This is a genomic window from Pararhizobium polonicum (genome assembly GCF_001687365.1).
In the GTDB taxonomy this organism is placed as follows: Bacteria; Pseudomonadota; Alphaproteobacteria; order Rhizobiales; family Rhizobiaceae; genus Pararhizobium; species Pararhizobium polonicum.
The window spans coordinates 170,931-185,085 of record NZ_LGLV01000018.1; the positions used below are offsets into that span (position 1 = coordinate 170,931).

Annotated in this window: 15 protein-coding genes; all 15 read right to left on the reverse strand. The window is 58.9% G+C overall.

Annotated features, from left to right (window positions below; translation table 11 throughout):
• Positions 1 to 120: 120 nt before the first annotated feature.
• Positions 121 to 387: a flagellar biosynthesis protein FliQ gene (gene fliQ, locus ADU59_RS25700; protein ID WP_068957982.1), complete on the reverse strand. Its 267-nt coding sequence runs from the start codon at positions 385 to 387 to the stop codon at positions 121 to 123.
• Between the two features lie 6 nt (positions 388 to 393).
• Positions 394 to 804, reverse strand: coding sequence for a flagellar hook assembly protein FlgD (flgD, locus tag ADU59_RS25705; RefSeq protein ID WP_068957984.1), 411 nt, complete (start codon positions 802 to 804; stop codon positions 394 to 396).
• Positions 795 to 1,244 carry a flagellar biosynthesis repressor FlbT gene (gene flbT / locus ADU59_RS25710; protein WP_068957986.1) on the reverse strand — a complete coding sequence of 150 codons (450 nt, stop codon included), beginning with the start codon at positions 1,242 to 1,244 and terminating at the stop codon, positions 795 to 797. Before flbT ends, flgD begins: the two co-directional genes overlap by 10 nt.
• On the reverse strand, positions 1,241 to 1,588 hold the full coding sequence (flaF, locus tag ADU59_RS25715) for a flagellar biosynthesis regulator FlaF (RefSeq protein ID WP_068957988.1): 348 nt from the start codon (positions 1,586 to 1,588) through the stop codon (positions 1,241 to 1,243). The genes flbT and flaF overlap by 4 nt, the downstream gene beginning before the upstream one ends.
• Before the next feature lie 37 nt (positions 1,589 to 1,625).
• Positions 1,626 to 2,690: a flagellar hook-associated family protein gene (locus ADU59_RS25720; protein WP_068957990.1), complete on the reverse strand. Its 1,065-nt coding sequence runs from the start codon at positions 2,688 to 2,690 to the stop codon at positions 1,626 to 1,628.
• A gap of 4 nt (positions 2,691 to 2,694) precedes the next feature.
• On the reverse strand, positions 2,695 to 4,137 hold the full coding sequence (gene flgK / locus ADU59_RS25725) for a flagellar hook-associated protein FlgK (protein WP_068957992.1): 1,443 nt from the start codon (positions 4,135 to 4,137) through the stop codon (positions 2,695 to 2,697).
• Between the two features lie 22 nt (positions 4,138 to 4,159).
• Entirely contained in the window at positions 4,160 to 5,416 is a 1,257-nt protein-coding gene (locus ADU59_RS25730; protein WP_068957994.1) for a flagellar hook protein FlgE, read from the reverse strand.
• Positions 5,417 to 5,525: 109 nt separating this feature from the next.
• The gene (gene rem / locus ADU59_RS25735; RefSeq protein ID WP_068957996.1) at positions 5,526 to 6,197 is read right to left on the reverse strand and encodes a transcriptional activator Rem; all 672 of its coding nucleotides are present in this window, start codon (positions 6,195 to 6,197) and stop codon (positions 5,526 to 5,528) included.
• 281 nt (positions 6,198 to 6,478) lie between these two features.
• Entirely contained in the window at positions 6,479 to 7,030 is a 552-nt protein-coding gene (locus ADU59_RS25740) for a transglycosylase SLT domain-containing protein (RefSeq protein WP_068957998.1), read from the reverse strand.
• Complete coding sequence (gene fliK, locus ADU59_RS25745) at positions 6,981 to 8,717, reverse strand: flagellar hook-length control protein FliK (RefSeq protein WP_068958000.1); 1,737 nt, start codon at positions 8,715 to 8,717, stop codon at positions 6,981 to 6,983. Before fliK ends, ADU59_RS25740 begins: the two co-directional genes overlap by 50 nt.
• A complete protein-coding gene (gene motC, locus ADU59_RS25750; protein WP_068958039.1) occupies positions 8,714 to 10,030 on the reverse strand; it encodes a chemotaxis protein MotC in 1,317 nt (438 codons plus the stop codon). Before motC ends, fliK begins: the two co-directional genes overlap by 4 nt.
• Positions 10,031 to 10,035: 5 nt before the next feature.
• Complete coding sequence (locus ADU59_RS25755) at positions 10,036 to 11,226, reverse strand: flagellar motor protein MotB (protein WP_068958002.1); 1,191 nt, start codon at positions 11,224 to 11,226, stop codon at positions 10,036 to 10,038.
• Positions 11,223 to 11,879 carry a hypothetical protein gene (locus ADU59_RS25760; protein ID WP_068958004.1) on the reverse strand — a complete coding sequence of 219 codons (657 nt, stop codon included), beginning with the start codon at positions 11,877 to 11,879 and terminating at the stop codon, positions 11,223 to 11,225. The genes ADU59_RS25755 and ADU59_RS25760 overlap by 4 nt, the downstream gene beginning before the upstream one ends.
• A gap of 523 nt (positions 11,880 to 12,402) precedes the next feature.
• Positions 12,403 to 13,371 (reverse strand): flagellin N-terminal helical domain-containing protein, encoded by a 969-nt coding sequence (locus ADU59_RS25765; protein ID WP_068958006.1) that lies wholly within the window; start codon positions 13,369 to 13,371, stop codon positions 12,403 to 12,405.
• A 339-nt stretch (positions 13,372 to 13,710) separates the two neighbouring features.
• Positions 13,711 to 14,155, reverse strand: a 445-nt coding sequence (locus tag ADU59_RS25770; RefSeq protein WP_274534661.1) for a flagellin, incomplete at its 5' end; no start/stop codon positions are given.

Consider the following 14,155-nt stretch of genomic DNA (forward strand, 5'->3'; position numbering starts at 1 on the left):
GCAGACCTAAAGCACCAAACTTGCGCGAGGGTGGCATCGATGTCGGAGAAAAGGAGGCGGACGTGCTTTTCACAGCGCCCATGTCCGTCAAAGCCCAATGAAAACGGCAGACCTAAAGGGTCAAAAGCCGCTTTGAATGCGGGAGAAGACGATATCCGAGAAGAGGGAAATCTGCGCGCCGACGAAAGAGGCAGACAGCGCGACCGTCACCAAAACGGCCAGAATCTTGGGCACGAAGGTCAGGGTCATTTCCTGAACCTGGGTCAGCGCCTGGATGAAGGCGATGACGACGCCGACCACCATGGCAGCGAGAACGGCGGGCCCGGAAGCGACGACCACTGTCCAGATCGCCGCCTGCACGATATCGAGGGCATCCGCCTCATTCATCAGCTATCACTTTACGGTAACACCCGGGCCCACGACAAGTTCCTTGCCGGTATCAAGCACCGCGATGATTCCATCGGAGTATAGCTTCACTTCCTTGACCACGCCAGTCGTCAAGCCATCGGCGCTGGTCACCGTCTTGCCGATAACGGCATTGGCTTCGCTGAGCGAGGTGCGCTGCAGCAGGCTTTCAAGATTGGTATTGGTCTTGATCGTCTGTTCAACCTGCGAGAAGGTCGCGAGCTGCGCGATCTGCGCAGTCGAATCCATCGGCTCGGTCGGATCCTGGTTCTTCATCTGCGCCACGAGCAGCTTCAGGAAGCTGTCGTAGTTGAGGCTGGCCTTCGTCGCGTCCGTGCCCGATTCCAGTCCGGACGCCGTGGGGGTGTAGCTGGTAGTCGTAACGCCACTTACCGCCATGGTGCAATCTCCTTGCGAATCTGTTCGATCGTTGCCGGGGTGATTTCCTGATTGTTCAGGATTCTGTCTTCGAGAGCGTAGAGGCCGCGGATTGCCTTCAGTGCGTCAAAGGCACGGCCCTGGGTGACCATGCCGTCGATCTTCTTCAGCTCTGACACGATCTCGTCGTTCTTGAAGCAGGTCAGAAGCATGACGACCGACTTGCGGAACATGTTCGTCGACTGCTCGGCGCCCTCCGGATTGATCAGGATCATCTGCGCGATGAAATAGAGCTGCTTCAGCGGCGTCGTTGCATCTTCCGGCTGAAGAACATGGTTCTCAAGCAGGAATGTCACATCATTCAGGAACTCAACCGCCACCTTACGGTCGACACGCAACACCGCCCCGTTGACAAAAATCCGTTCGCCCGACTTCAGCGAAATACGCAGTGTGCTTTTCATTTGAGTCCATCCCTGATGATGGTTGTAATGTCTATGATGCCCTGGAAGTTGGAGGACTCGCGTTTGCGAATCTTTTCCGTCTCGCCCAGAATCCAGATGGCGATGGAGATAAGGTTGGCGCGCAATTCGTCATTGAGCTGATTGTCCGCAGCGCGAAGATCCTCGATGAACCGGATCCAGACCCGCCTTGTGTAGTAAATCGCCTCGATGGCCTCCCTCGAGTACCCTTTCTGCTGTTTTGCGGCTGCCAAAAGCGCAATCGAGCGATCGAGTACCTGCCGTTCGCGATCCTTGGAGTCGGCGACGCCGTCCTCCATGATCTCGGCGTATGAAAACTGATACATTCAGACATCCTTCATGTTTGTCCTGGTCCTCACCGCATCAGAGGAAATTTATCAAACTCAACTGCTGAAGCCGCGAGGTCAGCGTGTAGGAAGTCTCAAGCTGGGTCTGCAATGTCTTCAACTGGACCGAGGCCGCATACGCATCGATCCCCTCCAGATCCAGCTGATGAGCCTTCATGATCTTGGTTTGCGCGTCGATCGAGGTATTGGCCTTCTTGACGCGTTCCTGCGACAGGCCGAGATCGCTCTGCATGCTGATCAGACCCGTTACCGCTTCGCCCATGTAGTCGATCGCCTTGCCACTGACCACGCTGCGAACGTCGTCGGGCAGGTCGGCGCTGAGCAGTTCCGAGGAAATGATGCTGGCCAGGGCAAACTTCCGCGTGCCTTCCGTGTTGACGTTGGTCGAGCTTTGAATGACTTCGTTGGCGCTGATGCGGCTCGTCATGTTCTGGCTGGACGCACTCGAATAATCCGACCATTGAGAACCGGGAACCGACGGATCCGCATACATCGGCGCCAGCGTGTTTTCGATGAAGTCGGTCATCTGCTCCTTCGAGAACTCGCTCAGCGAGGTCAGCGGCGGCGTCTGGGCCCCCATAAAGGTCGACAAGGCCGCATCGTAGGATGCCTTGGCGTCGGATGTCGCGCTGTATTCGGTCAAGGGCTGAACGTCGGTATTGATGCCCGACAACAGATATTCGCCATTCAGGGACGTATTGGCAGCCGACGTAAACGTCGAGATCGATGCCTTGTTCTGGTCCTGAGCGACCTTCAGCAGGTCGGCGGTGCTGTTGTCCCGAAAGGCGATCAGGGATGTCAGCGACTTCTGCGCGGCATCCTGCATCGTCGCAAGCGCTTCCTGCGATCCCGCAAGTCTCTGTGTGACGATGGAATTGGTGCTTTTCAGCGTGGCAATCCGCTCGATCTGAGATGTAATCGTGACGGACCGCGCGGTGGAGCCCCCCAGCGCCAGACCGTAATCGGCATGAACCCCCGTCGATACTTCGGTGTTCAATTTGATCATTTCGGTCTGACCGCGCTGGATGGTCAGGCGCATGGCATTTTGAATGGCCAAATTGGAAACGAAAGACGTTTTCATAATTTTATCCTACAGCTTGCAGAAGGGCCGTCATCATGGCGTCCACTGTACTGACCAATTTCGCCGATGCTTTGTAAGATTGCTCGAGGTCGAGCAGCTGCGACAGTTCTTCGTCAAGGCTTACGCCTGTGACATTGCTCAATGCATCCTGCGTGCGCGACAACAGGGCCGTCTTGTTGTCGTTCGCAGTCGATGCGGCGCTTCGCAATTCTTCCAGCCAACCGATGGAAGAAGACGCGAAGTCCATGATGCTGCTTGTGCCGTCGAGGCCAGTGGTGGTGTCGAAGGCCATGTTTTCGCCAAGCGCCGTCGCGAAACTGTCCAGCAGATCGGTATAGCCGGAGCTGCCTGACGTATTCGAGCTGTAGCCCGGACCGTTGAAGCCACCGTCGCGGACAAGCGTCGGATTGGCTGTCGCGAGCGGATTGATCGTCAGCGATGCCGCCATGCCGGGCACGAGCGTACCGGCCGCCGGTACTGTGCCATCCGCCCAGGTGAAGAGACCGGGCAGCGCCGTGGTTGCGGGCGTCGTATTTTCCTGAAAGAGCGTGACCAGACCGCGGGCGATTTCGTCCAGCTGCGTCTGAAATTTGGGGGCTATATCGTCCCGAAGCTGAAGCAGGCTCGCAAGCTTGCCTTCACCGGAGGTATTGGCGCCATTGCCAGCCTTGAGCGGCACACCATCGACATAGATCCCATTACCGGTTGTGGTCGCACCGAAACCTGGGGTCGCTTGGAAGGTGACCGTGCGCGGAGTGTTTTCGAACAGGACCGTACCATCGGATGTATAGATGACGGTATCATTGTTGGCGCGGGTGACGGTTGAAATACCGACGATTTCGGAAATCTGGCGCAGCAGCTTGTCGCGCTGGTCGAGCGCATCGCTTGCATCCGCGCCGCTGGCGGTTGCGCCCTGCACCGCATAGTTGGCTTTTTCGAAATCGGCCAGCAGACCATTCAGCGTCTTGACCGAGGCGTCGATTTCCTTGTCGGCCTGGTAGCGCACGTCCTGAACCGAAGCAGAGGTCTTGACGAGAGATTTTGCCAGATCGGAAGCGCTCGACACCGTTGTCGCCGCAACGGACGCATTTCCCGGTGTCGATGCGAATGTCTGAAGGCTGTCGCGAAACAGTTTCAGGTAGTTGGACGGCGAGGTTTCATAACCATTGCCGCCGAGCGCACTCTTGATGGTTTCCAGGCCAGTCAAAAGCGTGCTCTGGGCAGAGGATTGCGCAATGCTGATGGAATGCTGCTTCATCAACGCGTCGTTTTGCGCGCGCTGAATGGATACGATCTGCGCGCCGTTGCCATTCGTGCCCAGCATGGCCATGCGGCGCGAATAATCCGCATTGCTGACATTGGAGATATTCTTCGAAACGAGAGCCGTTTGAGCCGCCGTATTGTTGAATATCGTCTGGGCAGTGTTAATGGCTGATGACAGCGACATGACGCAGACCGTACCTTTTTAATTACCGCTTCAAGTTTACGAGAACGTCCAGCAGATCGGCGCCGGTCTGGAAGACCTTCGAATTCGCCGTGTAGTTACGCTGGGATTCGATCATCGCCGTCAGTTCGTTGGCGATATCGACGTTGGAGCCTTCCAGTGCATTCGACTGGATGCTGCCGAAGTTACCCGAACCGGCAAAACCGGTGACGATGACGCCCGAATCCACCCCTTGCGAATAAACGTTGCCCGACTGCGGAACGAGATTGTCAGGGCTCTGGACGCTTGCAAGCGCCACGCGGTAGCGCGGATCGAGCGTACCGTTTTCGTACTTGACGTAGATGATACCGGCGCTGTCGATCTGGTAACCGGCCACCTTGCTCGGCGCCTTGCCATCGGTGGAGCCGCCGTCCGGATTGAACTTGTAGCCGAGCTGCGTGGTCTTGCCGACGTCGATCGTGAGATTTGCAAGCGTGGCACCCGTGCCGGCCAGCGGGTTGATCGCCGACGTATCCAGATCGAACGTCGTCGGCGTTGTCGTCAATTTGCCGGCAGCGTCAAATTCAAGCGTCTTGTTACCCAGAACGCCGGTGGCCGGTACGGGCGGCGAAGCAGCCGGATCGCCCGCGCTGTACGTCGCACGATCGCGGACTTCCACGGTCCATTCGTTATCGGCTGTTTTCTTGTAGACGAAGTCGAGAAGACGCGAGTTGCCCTGGCTGTCGAAGACGCTGAGCGATGTCGTGGACTCCGTGCCGATGGCATCGGACGAGTCGAGGTTCGCGCCCATGGCACCCACGGTCGAGCCCTTGGCAACAAGACCTTCAGCCGCGAGATTGACCTGCGTCAGGCCATCGAAACCGTTGACGACGACCGTCGGGTCGACACCCTCCTGATATTTGTAACCCATCAGGCTGTAGCCGGCCGCGTTGACCAGGTTACCGGCTGCATCCGGCGTGAAAGCGCCGGCGCGGGTGAGGAAATTGCTACCATTTGCACCGGAGACGACGAAGAAGCCGCCGCCGTTGATGGCCATATCGGTGCCTGACGTGGTGGTGGTGGTCGGACCCTGCTCCGAAATGCTGTAGCGAACCTTCGTCTCGACGCCACCGGAATTGTACGATCCGTTGCTGGTCGGCAGGATCAACGAGGAAAACTCCGTCGAGGCCCGCTTGTAGCCGGTGGTGTTGGCGTTGGCGATGTTTTCGGCCACCGTGCCCAGGCGGTTTGCCTGAGCATTCATGCCGGAACTACCGGTTCTCATCATTCCGTAAAGACTCATGTCCGATCCTCGTTTTCGTCGTTATGGGAAGACTATGGGGTGGGCCTTGCGTGAACCTGTCTTAGGGGGCGGATCGGATGCCGCCACATCCGAAACCTCCAGACGGGGATCAGCTCCAGTCGATGCAATAGCCAAGGAAACGCTTGGAATCGATCGGGTCGAAGCCGAGCCGCTTGCGCAGCTTCTTGCGCAGCTTGCTGATATGGCTTTCGACGACGTTCTCTTCGACATCCTCGTCGAAGACGCCATAGATGGCGTTGAAGATCTGCGACTTGGAAACGCGGCGTCCACGATTGGAGACCAGATATTCGAGAATGCGGCGCTCGCGGCGCGGCAGGGCGAAAACTTCGCCCTGAACTTCGGGATCCCGGCCATCCGAAAATACGCGGATCGGACCGATATCGGTGAAATTCACCAGAGCTTTCAGACGGCGGCGGATCGCTGCCGCCCGCGCCAGAATTTCGCGGGGATGAACGGGCTTGCGCACCACATCATCGACGCCACAGTCGAAAAACGCCAGTGTCGTTTCCAATGAAGGGCTGTCGCTGATCGCGATAACCGGAGCCGTGGACCGGTCCCGGATGGCGCGGGGAAGGCTCATCGCCTTTTCACCCTGGCCGATCAGGAATGCCTCGACCGCGTCAATATCGCTGTCGGCTGCCGTTGAAACCCAATCGCCGAATTCGCTTGGATCAAACCCCTGGGAGGGCACGCCCTCCCGTCCAAACAGTGAAGTGTATCCGTCTTTCACGAGCTCACGCTCATCAACCACTACGATCATTCGTCCGCCTCCGAATCAGTATGGTGCCTCGATGATCAAGAGGTACGAATCGGGGGATTCATGAACAACTATGGAATGTTACTGGCTGAAATTAATACTAGATTAAGATTTCCGTACCGATTTGATCTACATATGGTATGTGCATCAAAATGAACCACTAAATTTTATGTGGAAACGTTAACGATCTCTTAAGAAATCGCTTGTGGTCATTTTTTCACCGCATTGTTTCGGCGCTACCGCAGCGCAACAATGAAGCGAAAGAAGATCATCTTATAGTTGCGTTACTGACAGAATGTCGACGCGTTTGGTGTCCACTTCCCGTAGCCTGTCGCGACCAGATTGGCGATCACCCGGCAGACATATTTCTTCTGGGCGGGGTCGTTGTTCGGTCCGGCATGATACCGGGCGACGGCCATTGTCCAAGTCTCATGCCGGGCATGAAGGTTGGACAGGAAACGGGCGGCGTATTCGACGTTCTTTCGCGGGTCGAGCATCTCGCCGGGCGAGGCAAAATTCTCTCCGTGAAAATAGTAATTGATCTGCATGCAACCGAGATCGATCAGCTTTGCGCCCTGCGCCCGTGCCGCGGTAAACCGCTGCAACACCTCCTCGGCGCTGTTGGCAAAGTAGGCCTTACCCTCGATGTTCATGGCGTAGGGCTGGAGCGATCCCTTGCGGCCCGTTTCCGTCAGACCGACGGAATAGAGGATGCCGGCCGGAATCTGATATTTCGCAGCCGCCGCCGTGATCTCGCTTTCGCAGGCCCCGGGGCTCGCCTGTGCACTACATATAGACGTCACCAGCGCGGTTAAGCTCAGCACCAGAAGACGCATCGCTCGTCCCTTCATTGCCTGTCCACCTTTCGCCGCCCTGCTGCCGGCCGCCATTGTCGTTGCGCTGCCCCTTGGCGCCGTCCCCAGTCGCTTCCCGGCCCTGCTGGCCTGCCTGGGACTGTGCCTGCTGCTGCGCGTTGCTGCCACCGGATGAATCCGAGGCATTGAAGACGATATTGACCTGATCGACGGCGAAGCCCTGCGCACGCAAAGCCTTGACCATGGCGCCCTGATCGTCGCTCAGCTGCCGGAAGGCATCGCCGGTCTCCACCTTGATCTCGACATGCAGTTCATCGTCCTTCAGACGCAACGTCGCCGTGACCATCCCGAGATCAATCGGATGCATCTGGATCTTCAGCGTGTTGAGCACCTTGCCGGTCGAGGAATGCGTCAGCGGGGCTGAAGCCGCAGCACTCGGCTGGAGCGCACGGGCCCATTCCGGGTTGCTGGCGATCTGGCTGGTCACGGCCACCGCGTTGCTGGTGGGGGCAAGGCCGAGATAGCGGCGCGCTTCCAGAACGGTCACGGTTTCACCCTTCGAGGCCGCTGTGGGCGCCTCGTTCCTGACCTCGGTCTTGTTTCCGTCCGAAGCGATGCTCATGGAGACCGCCTGCCCCTTGCCATCGGCACGGGCGAAGCGGAAGATCTGATCCGATCCCGCCTGGGTGGCATTCTCGACGGCATTCGCATCAGCCTTGACGGTGCTCACATCGGCCGCCAAACGGCCATCGGCTTTAGCGGCCGTCACATCTTTCGGGGCCGGCTTAGCTTGCCCGGCGCGCTCCGCCAGTGCCTGGAATTCCGACATCGCCGGGGTTGTTTCGACCCGCACGGGCTGGCTTGCCGCCACCGGCTTCTGCGCCGCACCGAGCAACGTGAGCAGCTGGCTCACATCAACGGTTGTCGCATCGGGTGCCTCGCCAGCGTCGGCAGACGCTTTTGATGGTGGCGTCTCGCCGGACTTTTCGGCTTTCAGATCGTTATATTTCAAAGCCTGAATTTTTGCGTCCTTCAGCAGGACGGTCACCTTTTCGCCCACCGGCGCATCCACGGCTTTGCCAGCACCGGCGACCGCGTCCTTGCCAATCCCGGCAAGGCTGACGGATGGCAACGGCCCACCTTTGCTGTCGGGTGGAGCCAGTGCGAATTTCAGCGTGTGGTCAACGTCTTCGGCTGCCATCGGCTTCTGTTCGACATCCGGCGACGGCATTGTCCTGGCGGGCGGGCGTAGCACGGTTTCAGCGGAGTTCCCGATGATGGGTTTCATAAAGCCATCATCTTCCGGTACAAATCCTTCATCTTCCGGGATAAATCCTGGGAGCAGCGACGGGTTGTCATCGCCGGTATCTGGGGCAAGCGCATTAACATTCTTGTCCTTGGAAACGACTATATCCGCCGCGACCGCGGTTGCGGCCGCTTCGTGCTTCATCACAGGAATCTTGGCGGCCGCAGCCGGAAGGTTCTGCGAAACGGTATTGCTGGCCGTCGAAAGGCTGTTTTCCACGGCCGGTTTCGCACTGACCGAGACGATCGGCTGCTTCTTCTTGCCTGCGTCAGCGAAAGCGTTCTCGAACGCAGCCCGTTGATGGGTTGCGTTCATGTCCTGCGACTTGCCTGCAGATTTGGATCCGGACTTGCCCGACCTTACCGGGCTCGTTCCAAGCAGGTTGTCGTCTACGAATGTCATTGCGTGTCTTCCCCCTTCAGGAGAGAATCGATCTCGTCGAGCTTCGAGCGACCCGTGCTCAGAAACGCGTCGAGAACCGGATCAGCCGGGCTTTCTGCCGGCGAAACCGCCTGCTGCGCACCAGCCGGCTGAGCAGCCGCCAAAGCTGCTTCCGACGCCGGTGCTGCAAAGGGACTTTCGCCGCTACCCGTTCCCGCTCCGTCTTCTTCCTTAACCATTTCGGATTGAACATTAGAAACAGAGGCTTGCGTCAGGCTTTCCGGATCGGGCGCCCGCAGCACCTCCTGCGCGACGACGGTTGCTGCCTGGCGCAAGGCGCGGTCACGGGGGGAAAGCTCGGCATCGGGGATGGAGCTGATGTCCTTGACCGCTTCGAGAATGCCTTTCGAGGGAACACCGACGAGGCCGGAATAGAGACTGGCCAAAGCTTTCGGGCCCGCATCCGCAACATCCGACAAGTCCTGAGCACGCGTCGAGGCGAGCGTCGCAAGTTCCTGCATGCCGCCGATCGCCGCGCGGCGCGCGATGCGCAAATAGACCTCGCGCTGCCGTGGCCTGTCCATGAAACCGAGAATTTCCTGGATCTTTACCTCCGTCTGCTCGCTGTAATTGGCAACGGCCAGCTCCACGAAGACATCCGCAAACTGGCTGGCATAGGGAGATGTCAGAAAACGCCGGGCATAGGATAGGGAATAGCCAAAACCCTTGTCCGGCATGGCGCCACGGGTGGCCAGCGCGATCGAGCGCCGCAAGGCGGCTTCTTCTATATTGGTGCCCGGCACCATCAGGCGTGCCCAGTCGTAATATTTCAGCGAGACAGCGGGATTCTGTTGCGCCGTTGCATTGCCGAGAACCAAGTAAAGATAGGGGCCAACCCGCGAGTTGCGATATTCCGGAACGGCCTTTGTCAGGCCTTCGACCATCAGTTCGCCCTTGCCATCAAGATAGTGCGTGAGAGCCTCCACGACACGGTTATCGAAATTGCCTTCGATGTCGTGATTGGCGAGATAGGACAATGTTTCCGGATTGCCGCCACTCATCGCGTAGATGAATGCCGCGTCGACATTGCGCGGGTCGGCGAAAACGGCGGAATCCGCGTCCCGTAGGCGTTTGTCGATGGCAGCCAGCATGAAGCGCTGCATCTCGGCGGCCGAATGGTCGCCGAGCACGATGGAATCCTGGATATGCTGCAGGGAACGCAGCATCTTGTAGGGCGGCAGATCCTCCTGAGCTGCGGCATGAGCCGTCATGCCGGGTGCAACCCCAGTGGCGCACGCGCAGAGAAGGAGGAGGGTACGGATCGCCTTCAACATCGCCATCAGCCCTGATTTGTCTGAAGCAGGATTTCGATGCGCCGGTTGGCCGGTGCCAAGGGATCGTTCGGAACCTGGAGGCGCTTGTCGGCAAAGCCGCTGATCTGGCTGACGCGGTTTTCGGCGAGGCCGCCGCGAATGAGCATGTAATAGGCGCTCTGTGCCCGATCGGAGGAAAGCCTCCAGTTGTCATAGGCGCCCCGCTTGAACGGCCGTCCGTCGGTGTGGCCACGGATCGCTATGGCGCCGCTGCGGGTCGATAGAAGCTTGCCGATCTTTTCCATGGCAATCACCATCTCCCTCTCCGGCACTGCGGAGCCAAGCCCGAACATCGGCGTGTCGGCCTGCTCGCTGATCGTCACCAGAAGACCACCTTCGGTGGGCGTCACCAGCAGTCCTTCGGCGAGCTTGCCGGCGGAGCCGCCGATTTCCGTCTCGATCTCGGCCTTCAATGCCTTGGCGGCGGCCTCATCGGATTTCACCGGTGCAGCCTTGTCCGACGGCACCGCCATCGCAATTTCGGATTGGTCGCTGGCAGCCGCGGCTTTGTCCCTCGATGCGTCGGCCGGCCCATCACCGGCCTTGGCTTCGAGGCTGTCGCCGCCCTTTTCCGCATTCTGCAATTCAACCTGCTTCGTCCAGAAATCGGGATCGAACGGATCGCGATAGGCTTCGCCGCCGTCCGCACCGGTTGCAGGGCCGGACGTCGAGGCGCCACCATCGCCCTTGGCGCTGATATTGGCATTCCGGCCGACTTCGCTGACGATTTCGGATAGGACGGAATAGGGGTTCTCGAAGAAATCAGCGTCGGAATACTGGGTTTCCTCGCCCGAGGTCGCCGTCAGGTCGTCGCCGGTCTTTGCCGATCCGCCGGTCTTCGTCTGCGTGCCGTCGACCTTGGACTTCATCTGGTCTTCCTGACCCTTGGCGTCCTTGGCCGGCTGTTTGACACCCTTTTCCGATGGCTTGGCATCGGTCAGTTGAACAGGGTTGAAATAGGAGGCAAGCGCTGCCTTCGTTTGCGGATTGGCCGCATTGATCAGCCACATGACAAGGAAGAATGCCATCATGGCGGTCATGAAATCGGCATAGGCGATTTTCCAGGCGCCGCCGTGATGGCCGCCATGGTTGCCGCCATGACGCTTGATGATGATGATCTCGTTCTTGCCGTGGTGATGGCTCTCGTTCTCGCTCATGCCAGTACCTTTTTGACGGTATCCGCCCATGCGGCCATTCGCGTCACCAGAATCGAATCGCCAAACTCAACCGACAGGTCGATATCGGCGCTCTCCTGATGGCGAAAAATCAGCGTCTCGTCGTCAAGGTGACGCTGCAGGGCCTCGAACAGGGCCAACGGGCCCTTTACCGTGATTCTCGCACCCTCGCCGGCGCCGATGGAAAGCGTGATCATCCGGGCGAGATCGCTGACGGATTTCTGCTGCAGCACGTCGTCCATCACAGGCGCCAGTACCCGCGCGGTCTGATCGGACAACATGGTGGCGAGCTGCGATCCCATTTCGGAGAAGCGGTCGAAGATCATCGCCGCCGTCTCGTTTTCACAGCGCACACGCATGGCCTCGAGCTCTTCCGCGTGACGTGCGTTCAGCGCGGCGATCTCGGCTGCGTGAAGCGCCTGCTGTTCGTCCTCCGCCTCGCGGCGTCCCTGCGCGAACGCATCGCGGCGCTCTGCGTCAACATCGACCTGCGGCTGGATCTGCGGCTTCATGGCGAAGGCACCGTTGGCCGGAAAGTCATCGTCCAGGTCCGGAAAATATCGCGGCGGAACCAGGGACAGATCGACCTTCGGGGCGCTGAAATCCTTGAGGTAACGGGAAATGGAAGCGCTCATCGGTCGCCTCCCCTGCCACAGATCATGGTCACGACCGGGCCTGCCGCCGGTTTGACTGCGGACGGCACTTGGCTTGCGAGCCTGAAAACATAAGACTGTGACACTTCCGGAATGTCTCCTTCAGGACCCTGCGGAGCGGGAGTGCCGCCTGGCCCGAACATTTTCAATCCGTACCGGTGCGCGCCGGGAAAACCGGCAGCGCAGGCCGCATACAACGGCAGCACGACAATCATGTCGGCTGGCAACCCGGATGAGGATGGCTGCGGCTGGAGACTATCCGGTCAAACTTGTGCGAAAATGTAGGTCGCAGAAGGAATGCCAAACCGCGAGGGCGGTATCCCCGTGTCGCGGTCCGGCATGAGGTGTTGGACCGCGCTTGGGCAATGAGCGCGGTCCAACCGTTTCCACACATACCGATGACCGGCGGCATGGCGGAAAGACACACCGCTGCCCCAAGAGAAAGAGGCGGCGGCGAAAGAGAGCCCGGACCGGATTCATGCCCACCGGTCCGGCGTGTCCTCGCCTATTGCTGGAACAGGCGCAGGATGTTTTCGGAGTTGGTGTTGGCGATCGAGAGTGCCTGGATGCCGAGCTGCTGTTGCGTCTGCAGCGCCTTCAACCGGGTCGACTCCTCGTTCATGTCGGCATCCACCAGACGGCCGACGCCCTTGTCGATCACGTCCATCAGGTTGGCGACGAAGTTTTCCTGCATGTCGATGCGGCTGGTGATGGCGCCGAGCGTCGATGCGGAATCGGTCATATTGCTGAATATGGCATCGACAGCCTTCAGCATGCCCTGGATATCGTCATAGCTTGTGGTGGCCGTCAGCTCGATGAGAACCGAGCCTGCGGGTGGCGTGCCGCCGGCGACCTCAAGCAGGTGATAGGTAGCAGGGGCGGTTGTCGCACCGGACGGCTGAATAACGTTCACAGCCTTGGTCAGCTCACCGCGCGAGGCATCTTTGGTATCGATCAAAATCGACGTGGCGGTGTCGTAGTCCAGCGTCGAGACAGACACCGCTCCGCTCGTTGACCGGTTGAAGGACGCGACGATGGACTTCACACCCGCGGGCGTGGTGCTGTCATTGTACAGCCAGTTCTCGCCCGAGAACGACGCGGATTCGGCTGTCGAGTACAGCTGGTTCTTGAGTTCGGCCAGTTCCTTGTTGATCTTCGTCTTGTCGACGCCCGGTTCGCTCGCGGCAACCAGCTTGGCCTTGATCTCGGACACGACATCAAGGGCGGAGCTCATGCCGGCGTAGGACGTATCGACCTTCGCCGCGCCCAGCCCGAGCGCGTCCTGAACAGTCGACAAGGCAGCGTTATCCGAACGCATGGTGGTGGCGATCGACCAGTAGGCGGCGTTGTCGGCCGCCGTTTCGACGCGATAGCCCGAGGAAATACGGTTTTGCACTTCTTCCATGTTTGCATCGATGGAACGCAAAGTCTGGAGGGCGGCCATAGCCGCCGAATTGGTCAGAATGCTGGTCATTTGGTCATTGCCCCAGTTCAAATTTAAACGGAACATTCCGGTTGATGACCGGCAGCGACGGGACCAGCGTCATGCAAACTGCCCCATGTTTAGCCCAGGGACAGCCTATCGCTCTTAACGAAGACTTAACAATCATATGGTTAACAAATCGTTAAGAGTATTAGCAAGCGGGTAATCAAAGTGAACGAAAATAAACCTCGATTGCCAAATCGTTAAGGTCAGCGGCGGCCCTCAAAGGAAAACGACAAAGCCGCGCCCCTTTCGGAGCGCGGCCCATGAATTGTCCGGTGAGCCGATGATAGTATCGGCCCACCGTTGTTATCGCTTTCCCTGTTCCGATTAACGGAAGAGCGAGAGGATGCTTTCCGAGTTGGAGTTGGCGATCGAGAGAGCCTGGATGCCGAGCTGCTGCTGCGTCTGCAGAGCCTTGAGGCGGGTCGACTCTTCGTTCATGTCGGCGTCAACCAGCTTGCCCACGCCGGACGTGATGGAGTCCTTCAGATCAGCAACAAAATCCGTCTGAAGGCTGATGCGCTTGCTCACCGAACCGAGGTCAGCCGCCGCGCTGGTCATGCCCTTGAGAACCGTGTCAACACCGCTGAGGTAGTCGGCGAGTTCAGTCGTTGTCGCGGCGGTGATGTCGATATTCAGGACGTTCGTGCCGGTAATTGCAGTCGTACCGTCCTTGCCGATGAGATCAGCCGTCAGCAGGCCATTGGCTGCCGTGTCTTCGTCGATCAGCATCGTCTTGGTCGTATCGACGTCCAGCGTGGTCAGGCTCACG